General features: G+C 51.0%; 27 protein-coding genes. 22 read left to right on the top strand and 5 right to left on the bottom strand.

Translation table 11 applies throughout. The annotated features are described in order from the left end of the window. Nucleotides 1-20 precede the first annotated feature (20 nt). The 5 genes from acpP (at nt 21) to ftsY (ending at nt 7,168) form a co-directional block, all read left to right on the top strand. Nucleotides 21-254, top strand: coding sequence for an acyl carrier protein (gene acpP, locus MKY48_RS22020; protein ID WP_006211375.1), 234 nt, complete (start codon nt 21-23; stop codon nt 252-254). A gap of 161 nt (nt 255-415) precedes the next feature. Further along, entirely contained in the window at nt 416-1,654 is a 1,239-nt protein-coding gene (fabF, locus tag MKY48_RS22015) for a beta-ketoacyl-ACP synthase II (RefSeq protein ID WP_076325026.1), read from the top strand. Nucleotides 1,655-1,666: 12 nt separating this feature from the next. Then, nucleotides 1,667-2,365, top strand: a complete 699-nt coding sequence (gene rnc / locus MKY48_RS22010) for a ribonuclease III (RefSeq protein WP_071220044.1) — start codon at nt 1,667-1,669, stop codon at nt 2,363-2,365. A 204-nt stretch (nt 2,366-2,569) separates the two neighbouring features. Beyond that, on the top strand, nt 2,570-6,139 hold the full coding sequence (gene smc / locus MKY48_RS22005) for a chromosome segregation protein SMC (RefSeq protein WP_339266269.1): 3,570 nt from the start codon (nt 2,570-2,572) through the stop codon (nt 6,137-6,139). Between the two features lie 27 nt (nt 6,140-6,166). After that, a complete protein-coding gene (gene ftsY / locus MKY48_RS22000; protein WP_098747111.1) occupies nt 6,167-7,168 on the top strand; it encodes a signal recognition particle-docking protein FtsY in 1,002 nt (333 codons plus the stop codon). Between the two features lie 92 nt (nt 7,169-7,260). Here ftsY and MKY48_RS21995 read toward each other — a convergent pair whose 3' ends face one another. From MKY48_RS21995 to MKY48_RS21975, 5 genes are all read right to left on the bottom strand, one after another. Next, a complete protein-coding gene (locus tag MKY48_RS21995; protein WP_076325023.1) occupies nt 7,261-7,464 on the bottom strand; it encodes a hypothetical protein in 204 nt (67 codons plus the stop codon). 63 nt (nt 7,465-7,527) lie between these two features. Then, on the bottom strand, nt 7,528-7,803 hold the full coding sequence (locus MKY48_RS21990; RefSeq protein WP_256720743.1) for a hypothetical protein: 276 nt from the start codon (nt 7,801-7,803) through the stop codon (nt 7,528-7,530). A gap of 64 nt (nt 7,804-7,867) precedes the next feature. Next, entirely contained in the window at nt 7,868-8,878 is a 1,011-nt protein-coding gene (locus tag MKY48_RS21985; RefSeq protein ID WP_339266267.1) for a polysaccharide pyruvyl transferase family protein, read from the bottom strand. 29 nt (nt 8,879-8,907) lie between these two features. After that, entirely contained in the window at nt 8,908-10,080 is a 1,173-nt protein-coding gene (locus MKY48_RS21980; RefSeq protein WP_339266266.1) for a glycosyltransferase, read from the bottom strand. Next, nucleotides 10,077-11,105 carry a glycosyltransferase gene (locus tag MKY48_RS21975; protein WP_339266264.1) on the bottom strand — a complete coding sequence of 343 codons (1,029 nt, stop codon included), beginning with the start codon at nt 11,103-11,105 and terminating at the stop codon, nt 10,077-10,079. The genes MKY48_RS21980 and MKY48_RS21975 overlap by 4 nt, the downstream gene beginning before the upstream one ends. Nucleotides 11,106-11,364: 259 nt before the next feature. Between MKY48_RS21975 and wecB the strand changes: the two genes are divergently transcribed. The 17 genes from wecB to MKY48_RS21890 all read left to right on the top strand — a co-directional run bounded on the left by wecB (nt 11,365) and on the right by MKY48_RS21890 (nt 25,596). After that, nucleotides 11,365-12,429: a UDP-N-acetylglucosamine 2-epimerase (non-hydrolyzing) gene (wecB, locus tag MKY48_RS21970; protein WP_339273608.1), complete on the top strand. Its 1,065-nt coding sequence runs from the start codon at nt 11,365-11,367 to the stop codon at nt 12,427-12,429. 79 nt (nt 12,430-12,508) lie between these two features. Continuing rightward, nucleotides 12,509-13,156 (top strand): hemolysin III family protein, encoded by a 648-nt coding sequence (locus MKY48_RS21965; RefSeq protein ID WP_076325253.1) that lies wholly within the window; start codon nt 12,509-12,511, stop codon nt 13,154-13,156. A 138-nt stretch (nt 13,157-13,294) separates the two neighbouring features. After that, complete coding sequence (locus MKY48_RS21960) at nt 13,295-13,651, top strand: putative DNA-binding protein (RefSeq protein WP_076325018.1); 357 nt, start codon at nt 13,295-13,297, stop codon at nt 13,649-13,651. Between the two features lie 21 nt (nt 13,652-13,672). After that, on the top strand, nt 13,673-15,055 hold the full coding sequence (ffh, locus tag MKY48_RS21955) for a signal recognition particle protein (protein WP_339290844.1): 1,383 nt from the start codon (nt 13,673-13,675) through the stop codon (nt 15,053-15,055). Between the two features lie 48 nt (nt 15,056-15,103). Continuing rightward, nucleotides 15,104-15,376, top strand: coding sequence for a 30S ribosomal protein S16 (rpsP, locus tag MKY48_RS21950; protein WP_006211361.1), 273 nt, complete (start codon nt 15,104-15,106; stop codon nt 15,374-15,376). 21 nt (nt 15,377-15,397) lie between these two features. Continuing rightward, the gene (locus MKY48_RS21945) at nt 15,398-15,628 is read left to right on the top strand and encodes a KH domain-containing protein (RefSeq protein ID WP_006211360.1); all 231 of its coding nucleotides are present in this window, start codon (nt 15,398-15,400) and stop codon (nt 15,626-15,628) included. Between the two features lie 112 nt (nt 15,629-15,740). Next, nucleotides 15,741-16,262 (top strand): ribosome maturation factor RimM, encoded by a 522-nt coding sequence (rimM, locus tag MKY48_RS21940; RefSeq protein WP_076325016.1) that lies wholly within the window; start codon nt 15,741-15,743, stop codon nt 16,260-16,262. Nucleotides 16,263-16,265: 3 nt separating this feature from the next. Further along, nucleotides 16,266-17,081 carry a tRNA (guanosine(37)-N1)-methyltransferase TrmD gene (gene trmD / locus MKY48_RS21935; RefSeq protein ID WP_339266261.1) on the top strand — a complete coding sequence of 272 codons (816 nt, stop codon included), beginning with the start codon at nt 16,266-16,268 and terminating at the stop codon, nt 17,079-17,081. A 187-nt stretch (nt 17,082-17,268) separates the two neighbouring features. Next, the gene (locus tag MKY48_RS21930) at nt 17,269-19,380 is read left to right on the top strand and encodes a collagen-like repeat preface domain-containing protein (protein ID WP_339266260.1); all 2,112 of its coding nucleotides are present in this window, start codon (nt 17,269-17,271) and stop codon (nt 19,378-19,380) included. Between the two features lie 111 nt (nt 19,381-19,491). Further along, on the top strand, nt 19,492-19,635 hold the full coding sequence (locus tag MKY48_RS21925; RefSeq protein ID WP_213644152.1) for a hypothetical protein: 144 nt from the start codon (nt 19,492-19,494) through the stop codon (nt 19,633-19,635). Nucleotides 19,636-19,873: 238 nt separating this feature from the next. Then, on the top strand, nt 19,874-20,218 hold the full coding sequence (rplS, locus tag MKY48_RS21920; protein WP_015736355.1) for a 50S ribosomal protein L19: 345 nt from the start codon (nt 19,874-19,876) through the stop codon (nt 20,216-20,218). A gap of 102 nt (nt 20,219-20,320) precedes the next feature. Next, a complete protein-coding gene (lepB, locus tag MKY48_RS21915) occupies nt 20,321-20,935 on the top strand; it encodes a signal peptidase I (RefSeq protein ID WP_076325014.1) in 615 nt (204 codons plus the stop codon). A gap of 55 nt (nt 20,936-20,990) precedes the next feature. Then, entirely contained in the window at nt 20,991-21,857 is an 867-nt protein-coding gene (gene ylqF, locus MKY48_RS21910; protein ID WP_076325013.1) for a ribosome biogenesis GTPase YlqF, read from the top strand. Between the two features lie 355 nt (nt 21,858-22,212). Next, entirely contained in the window at nt 22,213-22,830 is a 618-nt protein-coding gene (locus MKY48_RS21905) for a ribonuclease HII (protein ID WP_076325012.1), read from the top strand. 80 nt (nt 22,831-22,910) lie between these two features. After that, on the top strand, nt 22,911-24,905 hold the full coding sequence (locus MKY48_RS21900; RefSeq protein WP_339266256.1) for a hypothetical protein: 1,995 nt from the start codon (nt 22,911-22,913) through the stop codon (nt 24,903-24,905). Then, nucleotides 24,902-25,213 (top strand): EscU/YscU/HrcU family type III secretion system export apparatus switch protein, encoded by a 312-nt coding sequence (locus MKY48_RS21895; protein WP_076325010.1) that lies wholly within the window; start codon nt 24,902-24,904, stop codon nt 25,211-25,213. Before MKY48_RS21900 ends, MKY48_RS21895 begins: the two co-directional genes overlap by 4 nt. After that, entirely contained in the window at nt 25,213-25,596 is a 384-nt protein-coding gene (locus tag MKY48_RS21890; RefSeq protein ID WP_076325009.1) for a YraN family protein, read from the top strand. The genes MKY48_RS21895 and MKY48_RS21890 overlap by 1 nt, the downstream gene beginning before the upstream one ends. Nucleotides 25,597-25,747 lie beyond the last annotated feature (151 nt).

Genomic DNA, 25,747 nt, shown 5'->3' with positions numbered 1-25,747 from the left:
ACCAAGAGGAGGTGAGCCGGATGTCCGATGTATTGGAACGCGTGAAACGCATCGTTATCGACCGCCTGGGTGTTGACGAAGCCGACGTAACATTAGAAGCATCTTTCAAAGACGACCTTGGAGCTGATTCTCTCGATGTAGTTGAATTGGTGATGGAGTTGGAAGATGAGTTTGATATGGAGATCTCTGATGAAGATGCGGAGAAAATTACGACCGTAGGTGAAGTTGTAAATTACATACAATCTCATACCTAAGTCATTACAGTTAAGTCCCGTTCTTTAGCAAGACGGGACTTCTCCACATTCAATCCAAGCTTTAGCACGAACAAGTGATAGATTATTACTGCCTTCGTTATCATGAGTCTGCGTGTGCGGCCTCATAGATGGACGGGCAGTCCACATAGAGGTGAGTCTGTTTGAAACATAGAGTCGTTGTAACAGGAATGGGAGTCATGACTTCGATTGGTCAAGACCTGGATACATTCTGGAACAGTTTGATGGAAGGCAAGTCTGGCGTATCCCGCATCGAAGCATTTGATGTGAGTGATTACACAACGCAAATTGCAGCATCCATGAAGGATTTTAATCCTGAGGATTACATGGATCGCAAAGAAGCCCGCAGGATGGACCGATTTGTACAGCTTGCGGTTGCAGCCGGTTCGAAGGCGCTTGAGGACAGTGGTCTTGAAATTGGAGTGAATGCCGATGCAGAGCGTGTTGGCGTATCGATCGGATCGGGTATCGGCGGTTTGGGAACTTGGGAGGATCAGCATAATATCCTGCTCGAGAAGGGCCCGAAACGTGTAAGCCCATTCTTTATTCCGATGATGATCGCAAACATGGCCTCAGGCCAGATGTCGATCAATCTGGGAGCCAAGGGTCCGAACACCACACAGGTTACGGCTTGTGCTACCGGAACACATTCGATCGGCGATTCATATCGTCTGATTCAGCGTGGTGATGCGGATGTCATGATCTGCGGCGGGGCGGAGGCAACCATTCGTCCAACAGGGATGGCTGGTTTCTGCGCTATGCGTGCAATGTCAACCCGCAATGACGAGCCGGAGAAAGCCAGTCGGCCATTCGATACCGGCCGCGACGGTTTTGTAATGGGTGAAGGCGCTGGCGTACTTGTGATCGAATCCCTGGAGCATGCGTTGAAACGCGGTGCCAACATTTATGCCGAGGTGGTTGGCTATGGCCTTAGTGCCGATGCCCATCATATTACCGAGCCGGATCCGGATGGAGCAGCCCGCTGCATGAAGATGGCGATCCGTGACGCAGGCATTGCGCCGGAGGAAGTGGATTACATTAATGCTCACGGGACTTCAACGCCGGTGGGTGACCGCTCGGAAACGAAGGCCGTTAAGATGGCTCTCGGTGACCATGCCTATAAAGTGGCCGTTAGTTCAACCAAGTCGATGACAGGTCATTTGCTTGGGGCTGCTGGCGGCGTTGAGGCCGTTATCTGCGGACTGAGCTTGAAGAACCAAATCATTGCACCAACGATTAACCTGGAGGATCAAGATCCGGAGTGTGATCTTGACTATGTACCGAATCACCCGCGTAAAGCCGATTTGGATATCGTCATGTCCAATTCGTTTGGATTTGGCGGGCATAATGCTACGATTATCCTGAAAAAATACGCCGAGTAAGGGGACAGTGTGTTGAGTGGAGATCTGAAGCAGTTACAGCATAAACTTCAAATCCAGTTTCGCAATGCAATGCTGCTGAAGCAGGCCTTTACCCACGCATCTTATGTAAACGAACATCGCTTCAGTCAGAGCCAGGACAACGAGCGTCTTGAATTTCTCGGGGATGCTGTTCTGGAGCTGACGGTGAGCGAATTCTTATACAACCTATTTCCGGACCGTCCGGAAGGTGAGTTAACCAAGCTGCGGGCCGCTATCGTATGCGAGCCTTCCTTGGTTCAATTCGCTGTAGGTCTGGATTTTGGACGTTACGTTCTGCTAGGCAAAGGAGAGGAAATGACGGGCGGTCGAACCCGCCCGGCTCTTCTGGCAGACGTATTTGAGTCATTTGTGGGGGCGCTTTATCTGGATCAGGGATTGGAAGCGGTTCGCCGGTTTTTAAGCGACCATGTCTTTCCCACGGTGACCGTCAACGGTCGTCCGCAGATGAGCGATTATAAGACCGAGCTTCAGGAACTGACCCAGCATCACGGCATGGGCGCACTGGAATATCGTATCGTAGAAGAGCGAGGACCGGCACATGAGCGGGAGTTTGTCTCGGAGGTTTACATGGGAAGCGAATGTCTTGGACGTGGAAGCGGCAGATCCAAGAAAGAAGCCGAGCAGCAGGCAGCGGCAGTAGCCCTAAAGCAGCTGAAACGTGCGGATGCCTAAAGCTTCGCTGATGTGATGACAAACAAAGAGCAAAGAGCAGTCAAGCGGATAACCGGACCCGGATAGGATGACTGTTTTTTGCTCTTTTCGTTGTCTGTCTTTATAAAGGGACAGCTGCTTATTACGTTAATGGACCTCGTCCAAAGACGGCGGTGAAGCCGATTCTACTTGTGGTACAATAGCAGGAGAGGTGATAGATCGAATATGTTTTTGAAACGGATCGAGTTAGCAGGATTTAAATCGTTTGCCGACAAGACGGAGATGGAATTTGTCCGGGGAATTACAGCCGTTGTAGGTCCGAATGGCAGCGGTAAGAGCAACATTTCCGATGGGATCCGCTGGGTGCTCGGCGAGCAAAGTGCCAAATCGCTTCGCGGCGGCAAGATGGAGGATATTATCTTTGCCGGGAGTGATGCGCGCAAAGCGGTTAATTATGGAGAGGTCTCCCTTACGCTGGACAACGAGGACCATGTGCTGCCGCTGGATTTTAATGAGGTAACCGTAACCAGACGGGTGCACCGCAGCGGGGACAGCGAGTATTTCATTAATCGGCAATCGTGCCGACTCAAGGATATTACGGAGCTGTTCATGGATACCGGAATCGGTAAAGAAGCCTATTCTATCATCGGACAAGGCCGTATTGAGGAAATTTTGAGTACACGTTCAGAAGATCGCCGGGGGATTTTTGAGGAAGCATCCGGGATCGTTAAATATAAATCTCGTAAAAAAGAGTCTGTGCGCAAGCTGGATGAAACGGAGCAAAACCTGCTTCGTATCCACGACTTGGTTACAGAGCTTGAGGATCAGATCGGACCGCTGAAAGAGCAGTCCGAGAAGGCTATTCGCTACAAGGAACTTCGGGAAGAGCTGAAGCACAAGGAAATCTCTCTGTATGTGTATCAGATCGAACAGATACATACCTCATGGAGCGAGGCCAATGCCAAGCTGGAGCAGCTGAAGGAAGAGCAGCTTGCTCTGTCCACCGTTGTATCCGCGCATGATGCCAAGCTAGAGAGTGACCGATCGGCACTGCGCCAGCTGGAGCAGGAAGTTGAGGATCTGCAGAGCCAGCTGCTCCAATTCAGCGAGCTGTTTGAGAAGAGCGAAGGCTATGGCGAGGTGCTTAAGGAGCGCCGCCGTAACCTGGAACGTACGCGCGAGCAGTTGGAAGAAAGTTTGCAATCAGGCGATCATCGTTTGGGAGAGCGCGTAAGCGAGCTTGCGAGCATGAAGAGCAAGCTGCAAGAGCTCCAGCAGGAATTAACCCAGGTGCGGGATCAGCTGTCAGCGGAAGAAGCGAAGCTGGTGGGCGTAACCGGCGGAATCAGTCAGCAGCAGGAAGAGAGCTTGAAGGGGAATTTGCTGGAGCTTATGAACCAAATGGCTCAAGCGCGGAATGAAATCCGGTATGCGGACCAGCAGCAGGAGGCGCTGGACCGGCGGATGAATCGAGCACAAGAAGAGTCAGGTAAGTGGGAAGCCCTGAAAGAGGATTTGCTCCGCCGCAAAGAGAGTATCGATCGAAGCATTGAACGCTTCGGTAAAGAGATTGCCGACCTTCGCAGCGGTTATATCAGCGAGAGCGAGCGATATCAATCCCTGCAGAAATTACAGGAAGAGACGCAGGGAGCCCTTCGGAAATGGGAGCAGAAGCGAGAAGCGCAAATTTCCCGCCGCGATACCATGAAAGAGCTTCAGGACGATTTTGACGGATTTATGCTAGGTGTTAAGGAAGTGCTGAAGGCATCCCGCAAATCCGTGCTCCATGGCGTTCATGGTGCTGTGGCCGAGCTTATTCGTGTACCGGAAAAGCTTGAGCTTGCGATGGAGACCGCCCTTGGCGCATCAGTTCAGCATATCGTCATGGAGAACGAATCCGTATCCAGGCAGGCGATTGCCTTCCTGAAGCAGCGCCAGTTAGGTCGGGCGACCTTTCTGCCTCTGGACGTCATTCGTCCGCGGAATGTATCCGCATCCGACCGGCATTTGGCAGAAGGGGAAGCCGGGTTTGTAGGTTTTGGCTCCGAGTTGGTGAAGTATGATCCCAGATATAGCAACATCGTCGGCAGCCTTTTGGGCAATGTCGTCATCGCCGAGACCTTGGAGCAAGCGAACAAAATTGCCGCCAGATTCTCCTATCGCTTCCGTGTAGTCACGCTCGAGGGAGACGTGGTCAATGCAGGCGGATCCATGACAGGCGGTAGTCAGCACAAGAAAACGAACAGTCTGCTGGGTCGCAAGCGTCAATTGGATCAGCTCGATCAGGAAATTTCGGAAACCGAGAAGCAGCTGGAGAAGCTGCAGCAGGGCATTGAAAGCGTCCGGAATCAAATGATTGAATCTCAGAATAAGCTGGACGAGCTCCGTAAAGCCGGAGACGATAAGCGGATTGAGGAACAGCAGGCTGCAGGGGACCGCAAGCAGCTTGAGCATGAGCTGCGCCACGTACTCGAACAAGCCGAGCTGGCAGGCGAAGAGAAGAGCAGTCAAGAGAAGGAAGCCAAAGAGATTCAGGCAAGCCGTGAACGCGCGCAGAAGCTGTTGTCCGAGCTGGAGGAAGAAGAGAAATCGACCCATCTGGCCATCCAAGCTGCAGAGTTTGCCCGGAAAGCAAATGAATCGGCGAAGGAAGAGCTTCAAAGTCAGTTGACGAACCTCAAGGTTCGCGAAGGAAAGCTGGATCAGGAAACCTTCTCACTGGAGGAACAGCTCAAGCGCCTTCAGTCGGATGTCGACAACCATGAGAAGGAGCAGAAGCAGAACCGCACGATGCTGGCCTCCGTTCAAGCCGACCTGAATCAGAACGAAAGCGAAAGCGTGAAGCAGATCGAGGATCTGAACCAGTACAAGCTGAAGAAGGAAGAGGCGACGCAGCAGCTTGAATTCAAACGGGCTGCACGCACCGCGCTAAGCCGGAAGCTGGAGCTGGAAGAGAGCGAAACCAAGGAACAGCGCACGCAGCTGCGGTCCGTGGATGATCAGCTTCGCCAGACCGAGATTGGGGTAAACCGGCTCGATGTTGAGCTTGAGAATATATTGAAGAAATTAAGCGAGGACTATGAGCTGAGTTATGAGCTTGCCAAGCAGCGGTATCCGATTCCGGAAGACATCACGGCCGCTCAGAACGAAGTGCGTGATTTGAAGAGGTCGATAACTTCCCTCGGAGATGTGAATCTTGGGGCCATTGAAGAGTATCAGCGTGTCAATGAGAGATATCTGTTCTTGAGTGAGCAAAAGGCGGATCTGGTTGAAGCGAAGACAACGCTGTACCAGGTCATTAAGGAAATGGACGATGAAATGTCCAAGCGCTTCAAGCTGACGTTCGATGCGATCCGGCGCGAGTTCGGCACGGTATTTACGAAGTTGTTCGGAGGCGGACGAGCCGACCTGGTCCTGATCGATCCGGATCGATTGCTTGAGACGGGGATCGATATCGTCGCACAGCCCCCTGGCAAGAAGCTGCAAAATCTGCAGCTGCTCTCCGGCGGAGAGCGTGCATTAACCGCTATGGCGCTGCTATTTGCCATTTTGCAGGTGAAGCCGGTTCCGTTCTGCGTACTGGATGAGGTCGAAGCGGCGCTGGATGAAGCGAACGTGGTCCGATTTGCCCAATATTTGCGGGAGTTCTCTGAACAAACGCAGTTTATTGTGGTCACCCACCGCAAAGGGACGATGGAAGAGGCGGATGTGCTATACGGCGTCACAATGGAAGAAGGCGGCGTGTCGAAGCTGGTGTCTGTCAAACTTGAGAATGAGGAAGCGGAGATTGCCTAATTTAACATAACGACATGGAGGGTACGTATGAGCTTTTTTAAGAAGTTAAAAGAGAGCATTTCCAGCAAAACGGAAAATGTAACAAAACAGTTCCGCGACGGACTCGAGAAAACCCGGAAGGGTTTTATCGAGAAAGTGTCGGACCTGGTGATTCGCCGAAAAAAAATCGATGAAGAATTCTACGAGGAATTGGAAGAGATTCTGATTGGTGCTGATGTCGGCGTGAATACCGTGATGGATCTGATGGACGATCTTCGTGCCGAAGTGAAGAAACGGCGGATTGAAGACGCTGCCGATCTGCAGCCAGTATTGTCAGAGAAGCTGATGGGACTCCTTCGTGATGACAGCAGCAATGAACTGCGGGAGAATCCGGATGGCATTACGGTCATTCTGTTTGTCGGCGTTAACGGAGTCGGTAAAACAACTACGATTGGCAAGCTGGCGCATCGTTACAAGCAGGAGGGCAAGAAGGTTTTGCTCGCAGCGGGCGACACGTTCCGTGCAGGTGCGATTGAACAGCTGGAAGTATGGGGAGAACGGGTTGGCGTTGAAGTCATTAAACAGCAGCCCGGCTCAGACCCGGCAGCTGTTATGTTCGATGCCGTTCAAGCAGCCAAGCAGCGGCAAGCGGATGTTCTGCTCTGTGATACGGCGGGACGCCTTCAGAACAAAACGAATCTGATGGAAGAGTTGAATAAAATCTTCCGCGTCATTCAACGCGAAATTCCGAGTGCCCCGCATGAGGTACTGATGGTCCTTGATGCGACGACAGGACAGAATGCGTTGAGCCAAGCGAAGCTGTTTGGGGAGAAGAGCGGCGTGACCGGCCTCGTATTAACCAAGCTGGATGGCACGGCTAAGGGCGGCATCGTGATCGCGATTCGTCAAGAGTTGAATCTTCCGGTGAAACTGGTAGGCTTGGGAGAGAAAATGGGCGACCTCCAGACCTTTGACTCCGAGCAGTTCGTTCATGCCCTCTTCGCGGGTTTGATTAAAGAAGAAGAGAATGCTGTAGAACAACAAGACTAGACACTGGTCTAATCGAATATGTATATAGAAGGACCGAAAGATATACTTTCGGTCCTTCTTCATGTTCGGCTCGATCTGCGGGCACATGCTTCTTATGAAGAGACGATCCGAACGAATTCAATTGAACGAAGCGGGATGATGGCCGTATCTGTAGGAGGACCATAGATAATGGGCGGTACTTTTAAGGTGATGGTTCCTTCGCCCACTTTGGTCAGCGTGCCAATGATCACATCTCCGGGCACCATTACTTCGGTTTCCGAGCCGATAAATCCTTGCAGCCAATCCACGTAGCGCATATCGGTTAACCTCCTTGCCGTAATGAAAGTTTGAAGCTGAGGATCCAGCATCATTCGATGGAATTACTGAACGGAAGTAATATTGGCGAATGGAATCAGCACAAGGTCACCAGATGCCTCACGGAGCTGAACACCATCTTCAGCAGTAGCCAAAACGACCCCTTCCAACGTGACAAACGTTGTGCTGACCCGGACTTGTTGGCCGGTACGGACTTCGAAAAATTGAGTCAGCTCCGGATTAATCGTTAAACCGGTGAGGACCTGACTTTCCAATGATTCTACCCGTTCGGTTAATTGACTGGTTTCCTGGCTTAGAAGTTCGACCTGCCGTGTTAACATCTTGACTCGCCTTGCAAGTCTTCTGCAGAACAGGAAGCAACACATAGTCATTCTCCTTTCTGTATTACCAACGGTTGTGCTCTTCGATATGCCTCTTTAATTCTAAAAGCGAAGCGGTGCTTTCTTCCTCCGCTGCGCGGATCAGGGGCATAATCTGCTGCACATGACCAGGGCCGTATTTAAGGAAGGTTTCGGTTTTATCGACCAGAACATCAAGCGGCTGACGATAATCCGTAAAGTACTGACCGAGATGAAAAGAGCTCAGCAGGCTATGCACTTTGCTCATGGTGCTAAGCGCCAGTACAGGCTTGCCGCCACGTAAAGCGGCTAGCGACGGGTGAAGCTTAAAAGATATCAAATAGTCGACAGATTGAATGAACCGGTAAGTGAGCTCAATGTCCATAAGAAACGGCAGCGTCTCAATGGAAGCAGCGGGTGTAGACTCCTTTACCTTTTGCTGCAATTGCAGACATGTGTTGTAATCGGAGTACGCGTTGCCCGGATGATGAATGACCGGGATAAGGACGGCATGATAGCCTTTGGCGATAAGATGTGCCAGCAGTTTGGTCATGTTGTCCATCGGAAATGATGCATAGGAAAACACAACGACGCCAATCGTTGGACGTTTAGAGAAACGTTTCACCGGGATATCGGGCTGACGATAGCCGAATACCATGTCAGGGGCTGTTTCGACATTCCGGTGGAAGCCTGCCCGCTTGGCGATGGCCGACGATCGTTCATCCCGGAACACCGCGCGGTTTGCCTTGGAAATGATATCCCGATAGGCGGATACCTGCTCTTCAGGCCAGGTGTGTTCGGGGTAGGCATCCACAATGCCGACGCCATAGACCCAAGTGGGCTGTCCTACGAGCTGAGGGGGGAAGTAATAGGGACTGAACGAGTAGGGTGTAATTAAATCTCCGCCACCGATGATGAAGGCATCCGTCTGACGGGGATCCAATCGGGAGTTCCAGGGATAGACGTGATGATCATGGAATACTTGGCGAAGGGTGTGAAGAAATAAATCATCACCGAAGTTTCCCATTCCATAGTACCCGGAAGCGGCAATATGCATGTACGTATCACCTCCTTTTCATGCGCTGTCTAACTCTTGTGTGCTTGCTGACACCAGGCTTCGAAGAGGTTGCGGTTACGTTGGCTGGTACTGCTGCCATAAATGACGCGATGATACAATACGGCATCGACCTGAATCGGTGAGCTGTGCTTAAGAAGCCTGGCAATGACATCGATATCTTCGAAGATACGTCCGAAGCGATCCTCCCGATCCCACCAGCCGCCAATGTCGATTAGGGATGACTTTCGATACATACGGGGGACGAGCGGGTGGCCGTGTAGATTCGTTCGATTTAAGGAAGTAGACCACGCCGAATAAAGCTTGCCCGAATCAACGTTTCTTCTCCATAGAGGACCGAACTGCCGGGTGCGTTCCCAGCATCCATACCGGCCCGTGGCCATCCTGCTGTCCGGATTGTTGTCAAGCGCTTTGGACAGGAGTGCGGCCGCATCGGGAGCCAGCCAGTCATCGCCATCCAATTCCAGAATATATTGACCATTTGCTTCGAAAAGCAGCCGATTCATCATGATCGCCTTTCCGCGGTTACGCGATTGAGACAGAACCCGAATTCTGCTGTCAAGATAAGCACAGGCTTCCTCCAGACTATCGTCTTCAGAGCCGTCATCACCTATTAGCAGCTCCCAGTTATCGCTTGATTGTGCCAACACGGAACGGATGCTCCAGCCTAAAGTGTTCTTCATATTGTGGATGCTCATCAGAATGGAGACGACAGGCTGCTGAGGAATTTCAGGGGATAAAGACCCTTTGGAGCTGGTGGTGTTATTTCGCATCCTTGTTGCGGACAGAATAGGGAGAATATACTCCAGATCCTTTTGATACGGAGGATTTTGCGTTGGGTCCAGATGCATCGTAAGGCTTGGGTCTTCAGGCAGCAGGTCGTAAGGCAGAAATTTGGCAGCCGGAAGCCTGTTATTCCAGTAGGTAAGAGCAGCAAGCAGCCAGGATTTTCTCCAATACAGCGGGGCACCGTTCATGCATATACAGACAATATGATCTGGAATTGGGGTTGGCATCGGAATGGAAGTCTGTGCGCTCTTATTGGAAAAGGACAAGTTACCGCCCCATAGAATCCACTCACGGTCTATTTGTGAGATTTCCTGAATAATTTGTTTGCGATAGGCAAACGTATCGGTGGCTCTGTAGCCGAATGGCTGCGTACATAGTTTGGCATAAGGTTTCAATGGGAGCTCATGCCTTTGTCCAGGATGGCCTGCCGAATCACTTGATCGGCTTTCAATCCGCGTTCAACCCAGCGATTCTCTCTGGCGTAGGCAATGCGTGCCAGCTTATGCTCTGCTGTATCCGGGTGATGCAGCATGGAGGACAGCTTGCCCAAGAAATCATCATGGGTTGTCGCTGTGGTAACATGCGGCTCCATGGCAATGCATTCCGGCAGAGCTGTTGATAGTACGCGAACACCGGATGCCATATACTCGTACGCCTTGACTGGATTGGTTGCCAGCGTAATCGGATGGTATTGGAAGGGGATCAAAGCAACGTCAATATGAGTCAGATAACGTTTGAGCTCCTGGTGCGGCTTTTCACCGAGTATATGCACATTGGGAAGCTTCGAATAATCGCCGGAGCTGCCGTAAGGAGCTCCAATGGAAACGAATTGGACGTTTGGAAAACGAAGGGCCGCCTTAGCAAACAGCTCATGATCTACCCAATACGCCCAGGCGCCGATATAAGCGACAACAGGACCCGGAGGGAGATCGGCGGGCCTTTCACTGAATGGAATATGAAAAAATGAGGAGTCAGCGCCATTCGGGATCAGGGTGAGCGGTTTGTCCGGATAAGCCAGGGACAACCGGGTGTGAATCACCTCTGCGGTACATACGACATGGTCCGCCTCGTCAATCATTTTGGGTTCATACTTAGCCCAATGCGGAAATTCATCGCAGCAGTCGTAGATCGTAATGTCGGGCTTAAAGAGAGTGGAAATGCGAGTCCGGAGTTTAGACCACGTCGTCCAGACGACAATCGGATGTTCTTTGCGAAGGGCAGGCAGTTTTTTGTGCAGAAATGTTTTGGTATCTGTGAATAGGAACACATTCGGTTCCACTTCTTTGAACTCCTTATCCAGCGGTGCCAGGTTTTCGAAGAAAACCTGATGACCAAGCGCCCCCAATTGAGTCATAAGCTGCTGCGGTCTCTGTTTCATATACGACCAGTTCATCGTTCTCGGATAAATGATAACAGCCAAGAGGTTTCCTCCTTTCTTTTGTACTCGGGATAATATATGCATTGCTAGCTTCATAGAATTGGACGAATGAGCGAAAGGCCGAAAAATGGTTGATTTCTACAAGGATGCAACTGACCGGAACGAATCTATCAACTTGCCATATAATGTTTAAGATATGAGGATTCAGATCTATCTTTTCATATAAAACGAGGGGGAGTGAAGGTTCGTGAGACAGAAAAATGTTCTTGTTATATTCGGAACGCGTCCGGAAGCGATCAAAATGGCACCTTTGGTCAAGGAATTGGAGTCAGCCCCGGGTTTAACTCCAATCGTATGCGTAACCGCACAGCACCGGGCGATGTTGGATCAGGTGCTTCGTTTTTTTGAAATCCAGACGCAAACGGATCTGAATATCATGAAGGAAGGGCAATCCTTATACAGTCTGAGCGCTGATCTGCTAAAAGGGATGGAGAAGGTATTCCAAGCGAGAAAATATGATCTTGTGCTGGTCCACGGGGATACAACGACAGCATTTATCGGTGCTTTAGCAGCTTATTACGCGAAGATTCCGGTGGGACATGTGGAAGCAGGGCTGCGGACGTATGATAAATACGCGCCGTTTCCAGAGGAGATGAACCGCGAGTGGATCGGCAGAGTGGCTGATATGCACTTTGCCCCGACGGCGCTGTCCGCATCAAATCTCAAAGCTGAGAACCGTTCGGCTCACGTATATGTAACGGGAAACACGGGAATCGATGCGATGAAGTGGACGCTTCAGGCTCCTTTTGAGCATCCGATACAGAGCAAGTTACGGAAAAATAGCCGATTAATACTGATGACCATGCATCGCAGGGAAAACTGGGGAGAACCGATGAAAGGGGTATTTGAGGCAGTGAAGCGGGTGATCCAAAAGCACCCTGATATTGAAGTGATATATCCGGTCCATCCAAACCCTGTGCTGCAGGAGGCGGTCGCGCAAGAGCTTGAGGGGCACGAGCGAATTCACTTGACCGAACCGCTCGATGTGGTAGATCTGCATCATATCATGCAGCGTTCCTATCTGGTCTTGACGGATTCCGGCGGCATACAGGAGGAAGCGCCGTCACTAGGGAAGCCGGTTCTGGTACTGAGGGATAAAACCGAGCGCCCGGAAGGAGTCACGGCCGGTACTCTAAAATGCGTCGGTACGAAGTGTGAAGCGGTTCAGGCTGGAATAGAGCAGCTGCTGACGGATAAGGAAGCGTACCACAGCATGGCAAGAGCCCATAATCCGTTTGGCGACGGCACTGCGTCCCGCCAAATCGTCAGCGCCATTCAGCAATTTTTCCAATCGCAGGGAGGCTGATATAGGGGGGCGGCTTTGATTTTGCATGCCCGCAGGGCGTATAATGAAGTATAAGATTTTAAGCGAAAGGATACCTGTTATGGCCAATACTTACACATATCCACGCAGAGAAGAGATAGCGAATGCAATAACACATGGCATAGGAGCGGCATTAAGCGTTGCAGCACTGGTGCTCCTGATTGTTTTTTCAAGTTTGAAGGGCACTGCCTGGCATGTGGTTAGCTTTACGATCTACGGATCGACGATGCTCCTGCTGTATTTGAGCTCAACGCTCGTACACGGCTTGAGAGACGGGAAAGCTAAGGATTTCTTTGAGTTTATGGACCACTCCTCCATTTACTTGTTTATCGCAGGGACGTATACGCCTTTCCTGCTGGTTGCCATCCGGGGAACGCTGGGCTGGAGTCTCTTCGGGATTGTATGGGGCGTTGCGCTGTTTGGTGTCGTATTTAAAGCATTCTTCGTCAAGAAGTTTCTGTTCCTCTCCACGGTATTTTACATTGCGATGGGCTGGTTGATCGTCATTGCCTGGAATCCGTTAACGGCGGTTGTAGCGCCGCAAGGTATGAATTTACTTGCCATTGGGGGCGTGCTGTACACGCTGGGCACTATATTCTATGTATGGCGGGGTTTTCCTTACCATCATGCCATCTGGCATTTGTTTGTGCTGGCGGGTTCGATTCTCCACTTTTTTGCGATACTGATCTACCTTCTTCCTATCGGTTGAACGGGGAGGATGAAGGCTTCCTGAACATGAAGAAGGATGACAAGGGAAATGGCTTGACATCCTTCTTTGTTTTTTGTATGATAAGGTTCGTTAAGCGAACTGTAAAGTGTTTTTCCTTGACGAGGGGGGTGCCCTTAAATGAGTCAGGAGAATCGGCTCGAGAAGACGAACCGGATCAATTTGCTGTTCGATTTCTATGAGCAGCTGCTGACAGAGAAACAGCAGACCTTTTTGAAATATTATTTCCATGATGATTTTTCCCTTGGAGAAATCGCAGGTGAATTTGAGATTAGTCGTCAGGCCGTCTATGAACATATCAAGCGTGCAGAGCAGGTGCTCGAGTCCTATGAAGAGAAGTTGGGGCTCCTGAGCAAGCATGAGACGCGCATCCGGGAGCTGGATAAGTTTCGGGAAATGGTGGAGAGTAGCGACCTGGGTGAACATGATAAGAATGTAATGACCGATATGGTTGAGCGATTAAAAGTATGGGATTAAGTATGAACGGAGGTGGCGGATATGGCGTTTGAAGGATTGACCAGCAGACTACAGAATGTGTTCAGCAAGCTTCGTGGTAAAGGCAAGGTGTCCGAAGAAGATGTAACAGCCGCCATGCGTGAAGTCAGGCTCGCGCTTCTCGAAGCTGACGTTAACTTCAAAGTGGTTAAGGATTTCGTATCCAAAGTAAAAGAGAAGGCCATCGGCAAGGAAGTGATGGACAGCTTTACGCCCGGCATGGTGATCATTGACATCGTTAATAAAGAGCTGACGGAGTTGATGGGAGGAAGCCAAGCCAAACTGGCGAAGAGCAATAAGCCGCCAACGGTCATTATGATGGCTGGTTTGCAAGGTGCCGGTAAGACAACGACTTCGGGCAAGCTGGCCAAGCTGCTTCAGAAGCAGAACAGCCGACCGCTGCTTGTTGCCGACGATATCTATCGTCCTGCTGCGATCAAGCAGCTCGAAGTACTCGGTGATCAGATCAACGTGCCGGTGTTCTCCCTGGGAGATAAGACAAGCCCAGTGGAAATCGCGAAGCAAGGCCTCCAGCATGCCAAAGATAATGGTCACGATTATGTCATTATCGATACTGCTGGTCGCCTTCATGTCGATGAAGAGCTGATGGAAGAATTGAAGCAGATTCATAGCGTCGTAAATCCTGACGAAGTTCTGCTTGTCGTTGACGCAATGACGGGTCAGGATGCGGTGAACGTCGCGGAAAGCTTCAACCAGCAATTGACGCTGACAGGTGTCGTACTCACGAAGCTGGACGGGGATACCCGAGGCGGTGCCGCCCTCTCGGTTAAGGCGGTTACCGGATGTCCGATCAAATTCGCGGCGCTTGGCGAGAAGATTGATGCGCTGGAGCCGTTCCATCCAGAACGGATGGCATCGCGGATTCTCGGAATGGGCGATATGCTGTCTCTTATCGAGAAAGCACAATCGAACATTGATGCAGACAAGGCCAAGGAAATGGAACGTAAAATGCGTAATGCCGAATTTACGTTCGAGGATTTCCTGGAGCAGATGGATCAGGTCAAGAAGCTCGGTCCTCTGGATCAGCTGATGGATATGATTCCGGGCATGGGCAAGATGAAGCAAGCCAAGGATCTCAAGGTTGACGAGAAGCAGATGGGACGCATCGAGGCAATTGTCCACTCCATGACAACGGCGGAGAAGCAGCAGCCTGATATCATCAATCACAACCGTCGTAAACGGATTGCGGCAGGCAGCGGAACCTCGCTGGCTGAAGTGAACCGGCTCATCAAGCAGTTTGACGAAATGCGCCGCGTGATGAAGCAGTTCTCGGATATGATGGGTCCTAAAGGCGGCAAGAACAAAGCGATGAAACAGCTAAAAGGCTTGACTGGTGGGAAAGGCATGAAGTTTCCATTCCGTTAAGTCTCGGTCATATCGAATGGACATTTTTTGAAGGAGGTGAATTTTCAAATGGCAGTACGTATTCGTCTGAAACGCATGGGTGCTCACAAGGCTCCTTTCTACCGCGTGGTGGTTTCTGATTCCCGTTCCCCACGTGATGGCCGTTTTATCGAGGAAATCGGTTATTACAATCCGGTTGCTCAACCGGCTGAAGTTAAAATCGATGAAGAGAAAGCACTGAACTGGCTTCAAAATGGTGCGCAAGCATCTGACACGGTTCGCAACTTGCTTAGCAAAGCGGGCGTAATGAAGAAGTTTCATGAGCTGAAGCATCAGAAATAAGACTGATCGCGAGGGTTATCTATGGAAGAATTAGTTCGCGTTATTGCTAAGGCTTTAGTGGATCATCCAGAAGATGTGACTGTGAAAACCGTTGAGAAGGAGCACTTGATTGTATATGAGCTGTACGTGCATCCTGACGATGTCGGGAAGGTCATAGGCAAACAAGGGCGTATCGCCAAATCATTGCGTACAGTCGTAACATCGGCGGCGGTTAAAATGGATAAACGGGTGACCGTTGATATCATTTCTTAAAATATACGAAAGGGGGTTAGGATGCATGTCCTAGCCCTTTTTCGTACATGCTGAAGAAATCAGCCGGTCAAACCAGCTTAGAACGTTTATTAAGTGATGCAGGAGGAAGACCATGTCTGAAAAGTTGTTAACTGTAGGGAAAATCGTGAATACGCACGGCATCCGCGGGGAAGTTAAAGTCATGCCGCATACGGATTTTGCCGACCAGCGATTTGCTCCAAAGAGCCAGTTGTATATTGTCCCGGACAAGGGGAGCAAGATTGAAGTAACGGTGGATACATCTCGTTTTCATAAAAACATGTATATCGTTAAATTCAAGGAGCTGCATGGCATCAATGATGCTGAAAAATATAAGGGCTCGCTGCTGAAGATCACAGCAGATCTTCAGGAAGAGCTTCCAGAGAACGAGTACTATTTCCATGAGATCATTGGCTGCAAGGTGATGACCGACGAAGACCCTGCCGAGGAGCTTGGCTTGATCACCGAAATTTTGACCCCAGGCGCGAATGATGTGTGGGTTGTCAAGACACCTGAGGGAAAAGAAGTTCTCCTTCCGGCCATACCGGATGTCGTACTTGATGTAGACAAGGAATCGAAGCTTGTTCGGGTGCATCTCATGGAAGGGTTGTTATAGTCCATGCGGATCGATGTGCTGACGCTGTTCCCCGAGATGTTCGATGGTGTGTTTCATTCGAGTATTCTGGGTAAAGCAGCCGAAAAACAAATTGTGAACTTGAATGCCATCAACTTCCGCCAGTATGCCGGAAATAAGCACAGTCAGGTTGATGATACTCCATATGGCGGCGGTGGGGGGATGGTGTTAAAGCCGGACCCGATTTTTGCTGCGGTAGAGGATATCCTTGCTTCTGATACGGATGAAATTTCGAATCATGAGGATGGGGCTAATCCTGCCGGAGAGATTCCAGTGGAAATTTCCGGAACAGCCAAGCCTCCGCGAGTCATTCTGATGTGTCCGCAAGGAGAGACCTTTACGCAGAAAAAGGCCGAAGAGTTGTCTCAGGAAGACCATCTGGTGTTTATATGCGGGCATTACGAAGGTTATGATGAACGGATTCGCGAGTTTCTTGTTACCGATGAGTTATCCATCGGGGATTACGTGCTTACCGGTGGAGAGCTGCCAGCGATGGTTGCCATCGATTCTGTGGTCCGATTGCTGCCGGGTGTACTAGGCAATGAAACGTCAGCGGTGACGGATTCATTCAGTACTGGCCTGCTGGAATATCCGCACTATACCCGTCCGGCTGAGTTTCGCGGCTGGAAAGTGCCGGATATTTTGTTAAGCGGTCATCATGCAAATATTGACGTGTGGCGTCGGGAACAGGCGCTTAAGCGGACATGGGAGCGTCGCCCTGAGTTGTTAGACAAGCTGGAGTTGTCCAAGCAGGATCGGGCATATTTAGACAAGCTTCAGCGAGAAGCGGGATCCTCATAAGCTTTTTTGTTTAATCTCACGAACAGATCTGTAAGCACAGGTCTGTTCGTTTTTTTATTTCTTGAATGTGGCTAGTATGTAGTAATATGCACGTTTCATGTTTGCACCTGAGAACAAAATTCGTATGAATTGAATAGTGTGATAAATAGGCGTTTGCGGATGCATTAATCGTAAGGGGTGAAATCGATTGAAGCAAGGAAGAAGGAAGGGCAGCGGCAATAAGGCTGTAATTCAGGGACTTACGCCAGAACGAATCCGTGTCGGAAGGACCCAAGCCACTCGATTCGTTACATTGATCCGTCAATTAACATCACTGTTACGCGCATTTGTGGAACAGCCGGTTAACGAGGATTTCACACTTATCAAAATACAATTGCAGAGCCTTAACGATCTGGTCTCGGAAATGAGGTTCTCGCTGCGGGAACGGCGGGATCTTAGGCAGGTTGTACAGCAAATTGCAAGGATTTCCAATTCGGACAATCTGGAAGGGATTTTAACAAGATTGAATGAAGTCATGACGTTGTTTCAAATGTATGGAGAACGAATTGGGGTCGGCGGCGAGATCGGTCCGGATATCGCTGCTTTGCAAAATGGTATTCAATCAAGGCTGGATAATGCGTTTCCGAGTGCGGATGCTGTCCCTCTAATCGATTTAATGAACAATCTGCATTTTTACATTATGAATGCAACGACGAATCGAGTGGCCGGGTCTCGTCAGCAGCTTACTGAAGTACTTCAGGGAATTAACCAGCAGGCTGCGAGATTAGGGTGTTCCGGACAACAGCTGGGCAGGCTGCAAGCAGCAACGGATGGAATTAATGCATCGTTGCAGAATGGGGCGTCGCCTGAACATTTGAATGAACAGTTGATCAACTATACGAATGCTCTTTCAGGAACGATAGCGACATTAAGCGTTCCGGTGGCTGTCCAAGATGCTGCTCTGCAATCTCTGCCAGCTGTAGCAAGGACGAGCGCTGAAACTGTTCAAGGTCTCACGATCCAGGAAACGTTGGAAGGCGTGCCAGGTAACGATCAGCCGGGCGTGATTGGAGCGACAGGAGCCATGGGTGTGACTGGCCCGACAGGCACTGCAGGTGCTACAGGAGGGCCCGGATTGGACGGCGTGCCGGGAGCAACTGGCCTGACGGGTGCGGTGGGTGCTACAGGTCCAACAGGTCCGGAAGGACCGCCAGGGGCACCTGGCGGGATAACAGGAGCGACCGGACCGACTGGTGAAACCGGTGCGACTGGAGCAGTAGGCGAGACCGGTGCTACGGGTGCAACTGGAATAACAGGCGCAACTGGAGCAACGGGAGAAACAGGAGCAGTAGGTCCGATAGGAGCAACAGGCATAACCGGAGCTACTGGTGTCACAGGAGTGACCGGATCGACAGGAGCAACAGGAGCAACGGGAGAAGTAGGTGCCACAGGAGTAACCGGGGTGACAGGTCTGACAGGAGCAACCGGAGAAATTGGTGCAACAGGGGTTACAGGTGCTACTGGAGCAACAGGAGCGACGGGAGTAACAGGAGTCACGGGAGCAACAGGTCCGGCAGGGGCAACAGCTGCAACGGGCGTCACGGGAACCACAGGAGCAACAGGAGCAGCAGGAGCAACAGGAGCGACGGGAGTAACAGGTCCGACTGGCGTTGCCGGAGCAACTGGCAGTACTGGGCCAACGGGCGTTACAGGTGTAACTGGAGCCACGGGTGCAACAGGAGTTACAGGAGCAACCGGAGCAACAGGCGTCATAGGAGCGACGGGAACCACAGGAACCACAGGAGCAGCAGGAGCGACGGGAGTAACAGGTCCGACTGGCGTTGCCGGAGCAACTGGTGGAACTGGGCCAACGGGAGTTACAGGTCCAACCGGTCCAACCGGTCCGACGGAGGCGAATACGCTTATCGGCGGCAGCGTGTTGTATGCCAGTAATGGAGTCACTCAAAATGTGGCTACTAATTCACCTGTAACATTCTCGACGAGCATACTTCAAGGTGTAACATATAATGGTACAACGACGTTGACCATTGTGACAGCGGGTTTTTACTATTTTGATTGGCAGATATCGCTCGAAAATGGCCAAACCGCTCCCAACACGTTCGGAATCGTCGTGAACGGGAATATAACCAGTACGGCGAACATGAACTCGAATTCAGCCACTGCCGAGGTATCAGGATCTGCGGTCATCAATTTAAGTGCCGGTAACACCGTAGGGCTCTATAATTTATCGCCAGTCAGCAAAGCGATTAATGCTCCTCAAACCGGCGCAAGGATTTCCATCTTTAGAATTGGCTCTTAGCCCAGATTTGTATACTTCAGTGTCATATTTTTTAATATTGCTGATACAACTCCTGCGTTGATGGGTAATATGTAACTGGAGTATCACTTGAGAACTGGGAGGCATCTTGTCATGACAGAACATCGACAACAACATGAAGCGAAAATAGAAGAAACAACAAATACAGAAGTTCAATTTCAAACGGTAGATGACATCCTTGAATACTATGGCAAGCGTCATAAGGGCATGCACGACTCGAAAGAAACCGTAAATTAAGGTGAGGCTAACCGCTTTCGGCATGATTTTCATGCTGGAAGTGGTTTTTTATGGACCAGAGCTAGGAGAAAAAGCTGGTTTAGGCATGAGGGTGTAAAGATAAAACACTTGATTCGGTCTACAAAATATGTTATCATTTCTTTTGTTGTGAATACGGTGGTCCGCTGCGGATAATGAAGGAAATACATAGAGTTTCCGGAAGATGCAAGAACACCTGTGTGAGAGGAGGGAGTCATAGATGAATATCGTTCAAGCGATTACTCAAGAACAACTTCGTAAAGATATTCCGAGCTTTCGTCCTGGTGATACTTTAAAAGTACACGTTAAGGTTATCGAGGGAACTCGTGAGCGTATCCAGTTGTTTGAAGGTGTAGTAATTAAACGTCGCGGTGGCGGAATCAGTGAGACTTTTACCGTTCGTAAAATTTCTTACGGTGTTGGTGTGGAAAGAACTTTCCCAATCAACTCGCCTAAAATCGATAAAATCGAAGTGGCTCGCCGTGGTAAAGTGCGTCGTGCGAAGCTTTATTATCTTCGTGAACTGCGCGGTAAAGCAGCGAGAATTAAAGAAATTCGTCGTTAATTACAAGGCGGTAAAAGGGGCTTGTGCGTATATACAAGCCCCTTTTGTATATCCAAAAATCGCTATAATGCGAAAGCGATCTATAGAGAAGGACGGTGGGTTATGGAGAAAGATCAACACCAGGAGGCAATTGAAACCAACGTGGGGAAACCGGCCAAAAAGGCTAAGAACGAGCTTGTAGAATGGCTGAAGGCTCTTCTCATTGCTCTGGTTCTCGTCGTTCTCATTCGCTGGCTTCTCTTTAAACCGTTTATTGTGCAGGGTCCATCCATGGAACCTAACTTTGTATCCAATCAGAAGCTGATCGTCAATGAGATTTTATATGATATCCGTAAACCCGAGCGTGGAGAAGTTATCGTATTCCATGTTCCTGATGAGGGCAGGGATTTCATTAAACGCGTGATCGCAGTTGCTGGTGATACGGTTAAAGTTGAAGGCGATAAAGTGCTTGTCAATGGGGAGCCTGTGAATGAAACCTACATACAGGAAGCGATTGATCAAGCCCATGCTGAAAACAGATTATACAATAACACAGATTTCCCGAACTCGTTCGTTCAGGATGGTGTTGTGCCAGATGGTCATGTGTTTGTGATGGGAGATAACCGCTCCAACAGCACGGACAGCCGTATGATAGGATATGTTCCTTTGGGGGATATTATTGGGCGAGCAGACTTGATCTTCTGGCCGATTAAAGACATAGGGCTCATCAACCATTAGCCAAGGCGCTAAAGAAACGATGAAAGTTTGCAGTGCAAAGTAGAGGTGACGACGTTTGACAATACAATGGTTTCCCGGACATATGACCAAAGCGCGCCGCCAAATTCAGGAGAAGCTGAAGCTGATCGATGCTGTAATTGAACTGACCGATGCGAGGCTTCCGCTCTCAAGCAGAAATCCGATGATTGACGAGATTTTGCAGGGCAAGCCGCGGCTCATTATTATGAATAAAGCCGATTTGGCAGATCCTGAGGTCACAAGGCAATGGCAAGCCCACTTCAAGGAAAATGGCCTAACCGCCTTTCCTGTAGATGCATCCACAGGGACAGGTGTTAAGGATATTCCGAACCAGATTAAGCTGCTGCTGAAAGAGAAGATCGATAAACAAATAGCCAAGGGCATGAACCCGCGAGCTATGCGTGTGTTGATTGTAGGTATACCGAATGTAGGCAAATCCACGCTGATTAACCGTCTTGCCGGCCGCAACATTGCAGAGACGGGTGACCGTCCGGGTGTCACGAAAGGACAACAGTGGATTAAGGTTGCTGGTGGTGAGATGGAATTGCTGGATACACCCGGCATCCTGTGGCCAAAATTCGAGGATCAGAATGTAGGGTATCGTCTTGCGGTAACCGGCGCCATCAAAGAGGAAATATTGAACGTAGAGGATATTGCCTTTTTTGCGATCAAATATTTCTCCAACTATTATTGGGAATCGATGAGCGAACGTTTTGATCTTAAGGAGCGCCCAACAGATCTGGATAACCCGGATGAAATTGTGGCGATAATGGAAGCGATCGGAAGAAAACGAGGCTGCATCGTCAGCGGAGGAAGAGTCGATCTGGAAAAAGCCTCGAGCATTTTCCTACGTGAACTACGCGCAGGCAAGCTTGGGCGTTATTCGATGGAATCCCCTTATTGATTCAATAGGGTGAACGAGAGCTATCCTCCACTAGTTTAAACCAAAAAATAACCATTCTGCCGGTTAACGGCGGAATGGTTATTTTTTCTGGATCAGATCAGGAGGAGATTAGACTGCATTGATTCTATCTAGTTTAACTCGGTAGATGCTCTGAAGATCGACTTCGTTTGATGTGCGTGCCTTGTTTGGACCGGCATTTTCGCCTCAGCTCCAGCAGGAAAGGGGAGGTTAAAGGGTGACGCTCTGTGGCGAGTGTGATAATCTAGAAGAGTTACTAGATTGATAGAACGTGTTTGAAACACCGTATGTACAGACATCAAACAAGCGGTAATTCGGAACCAAAGGGGTTAAACCTATGACAGATTTATTAATGTACGAGCGTGAGTACTGGAGCCGTTATATACATATTGCAGGTATTGACGAAGTAGGCCGCGGCTGTTTGTTCGGCGATGTGGTCGCTGCGGCGGTTGTTTTGCCGGAGGGGTTAGTGATTGAAGGGATCAATGATTCGAAGAAACTCAGTGCCAAGAAGCGGGAAACCCTCTATGATCTCATCATGGAACAGGCGCTGGCGGTTGGCGTTGGTTTGGTGGATGCGGAAACGATTGACCGAATTAACATCAAACAAGCCGCAAGGCTTGCCATGAAGATGGCTATGGAGCAATTGGCTGTTACTCCCCAGTTTCTGCTTGTTGATGCCGAGAAGGTGGATTGCGATATTCCCCAGCGTGCCATCATTAAAGGCGACGCTAACAGCCAGTCCATTGCTGCGGCCTCCATTATTGCCAAGGTCACTCGCGACAGATTGTGCGAAGGGGAATGGGAGACGCGTTATCCGGAATACGGAATCGCCGTACATAAAGGCTACGCTACCAAGTTTCACCGTGAACAGCTGCAGCTGCACGGACCTACCGCTATGCATAGAAGAAGCTTTCTGAAAAATATGGAGATTGAGCAATTGTCCTTATTCTAGATTTCGATGCAGCCCGCCCTCGTCAAAAGGCGGGCTGCTGCCGATATATAAGGTAAACAGAAGGTGTGGGAGGAACTATCGTGAACATCGGATCGTTGATTCGCGGCCTCCTGGGAGAGCAAAAGCCGGGAGACGCCAAGACGTTGGAATTAAAACCGGGTCAGGTCGTTCGCGGTGTTGTTATGAACGTATCGGAAGACGGACAAGAAGCCGTGGTGCAGATCCAGGGCGTTCAAGTGAAGGCGAAGCTGGAAACGCCGCTTCGAGCCGGGGAAACTGCCCTTCTGCAAGTTCAGCCGCCGGGAGAGGGAGGGACGGCCGTTCTCAAGCCGCTTAGTCAAACGCCGGGACAACCGCTGTCCCCGTCTTCCATGGCTGAGGTGCTGGATTTTGCCGGTCTTCCGGATACGAAGGAAAACCGCGAAATGATCCGGGGTATGCAGAACGCGGGAGTTCCGCTAACGAAGGACAATATTGCCATGTTCCGCGAGGCATTGGCCGTGAAGCCTCCGCAGATTCCCGCGGCGGAATGGGCGGAGTCGGCTGCGATTGCGTTTCACCGCGGACTGCCGATTACCCCCGAAAGCGTGAAGGGACTGCATCAAGCGGTATTCGGGCCCCAACTGCATCAACTACTGCAGTCGTTGGAGCAGCAGCTGGCGTCTACTTTAAGCGCAGGTAGTGGAGGTTTGGTGGATGCGGGGAAACAAGCAGCATCCGGAGCACCTCCCACGGTTGGCGGTGAGGCCTCCGCTGGCAGTATCACGCAGGCCGGCTCAGGTCAGCAAGCGCTGCTGACCAAGCTGCAAGGCCTGCTGCAGCAGCTGCGCGGCGAGCTCGCGCAGCCATGGGCCAGCGGCGGCACGGCAACGCCTGCCGCCGGTCAACCCGCCGCCGTGGCCATGGGCCCAGCGGCAGCTCCAGGCGAAGGTGCCGCAGGCCCTTCGCCAAAGCCGTCCACCCCCAGCGCGGAGCCGTGGGTGGGGCGGCTCTTGAAGCTGCTCGGTGCAGAGCACGAGCAGCAAGCCCTGCGAGGGGCCGGTACGGGCCCCGCGGGCGAAGCGGCGCGCACGGGTAGCGCCGCACCACCTGCCGGGCAGCAGGCAGCCGCGCAGCCCGGCAGCAACACGGCCGCGGGCGCGGCTCCAGGAGCGAATGCGGCCGTGCCAGCACACACTCCTGCTCCAGCTGCGAGTGCTGCTGCACCGCTGCCCGCCGCAGCTGAGCCAAGCGCTGCCGCGGCAGGCCAAGCAGGCCAAGCAGGCCAAGCAGGCGGACAAGCAGCTTCCCAGTCAGCAGCACCTGCCTCTAGCAGCAGTGGCGCAGCAGCGACTACACCTGGGGCTCTTGGCACGCCAGGGAATGCGGCGAATACGAGCCAGCAAGCTGCTGCGAATGCGCAGGCCGGTGCTGTGAATCAACAGGGCTCGACGCAGCCAGTTGTGCCATCCGGGCAGCAGAATATCGCCCAAGGCGTACAGCAAGCCGTTATGGCTTCAACGCCATCGGGTGAATCGGCGCTTGCCCTGCAAGACACACTGAAGGGAGTGTTGCTTCAGGTGTTGTCCAGCCAGGATGCGCCGCCTGCGCTAAAGGAAGCGGCACAGCAAGTCGTTCAGCATTTAACGGGCCAGCAGCTCTTGCTAAACACCGATCGAACAGCACCTTTCGCACAGGTTACCATGTTCATACCTCTGCATGGGGTCGACGGGGAACAGACGGCATCCGTACATATTCAATCCCGCAGAGGCCGAAAAGGCGAGCTGGATGCAACCAACTGCAGGCTGTTGTTCGACTTGGACATGAAATTTCTAGGCCCGACCTTGATCGATGTGCAGGTCGTTGACCGGATTGTCAGCCTCAGCTTTCGGAATGATCAGAGTTACGCCGCGGAGCTGTTTGAGGGGAAAAAGCAAGAGTTGGCTCAGGCAGTTTCATCTATCGGCTATCAATTGCTTAGCGTAAAAACAGAACCGCTACCCTTAGTTGCACCGCTTACTTCAGACGCGTCCGTGCAGGGAACGGCGGCAGAATACACCCCGCAAACCTATAAAGGGGTGGATATGCGGATATGAGCAAGGAAGAGAAAGAGCAAGGACAAATAACGGCCATGAAAAAGGCGGTAGCCCTTAAATATACGCCTGGCGAGAGTGAAGCACCGATTGTGGTTGCCAAAGGGCAAGGGAAATTGGCGGAGTCTATATTAGACAAAGCCAAAGAGCATGGCGTCCCTGTCCAAGAAGATGCAGCTTTGGTGGAGATTCTCTCTAAGCTGGATCTGGATCAGCAGATTCCGGAGGTGCTATACCAGCTTGTAGCGGAAGTGTTGACATATGTTTATCGTGCAGATCGTGAAGCGAAGGATGGAGGGATGATGCCCTAATGAACTCGCCATCCGGTAAAAAGGACAGCCGCAAGCAAAAAGGAGCCGCTGCCGAAGAGCTGGCGGCCGCTTCCCTGATTGAAAAAGGTTACCGGATTTTGGACCGCAATTGGCGCTGCCGCTTTGGAGAACTGGACATCGTCGCTGAAACAGGGGAGACCCTTGTGGTAATTGAGGTCAGAAGCCGAAGCGGAACGAATAGCTTCGGCACGCCTGCCGAGTCCGTGAATGCTCGCAAAGTGATGCAGGTCCGAAACACGGCCCAGCAGTACGTTCATCATAAGCGTTATTATGACCGGCCAATCCGTTTTGATGTTATCTCCGTTATGCTTCGCGCGGATCTGACGTCTGTCTCGATGGATCATATCGAGAATGCATTTTGATGGGTACGAGCCGAAGCAGCCATAACAAAGAAGGTGATAGGAGCTGAGCTCCATCACCTTCTTTGCGTATGACAGGTTTATTTTATGCAATAGGAGCAAACTTCCAGTCTTCATGAGTCATCGGCCTGATGACCATGGGTTATTGTCTTTC

Origin of the sequence: Paenibacillus sp. FSL W8-0187 (assembly GCF_037969755.1) — a bacterium.
Taxonomy (GTDB): Bacteria; Bacillota; Bacilli; order Paenibacillales; family Paenibacillaceae; genus Paenibacillus_AQ.
This window is presented reverse-complemented; position numbering and strand designations above follow the sequence as displayed.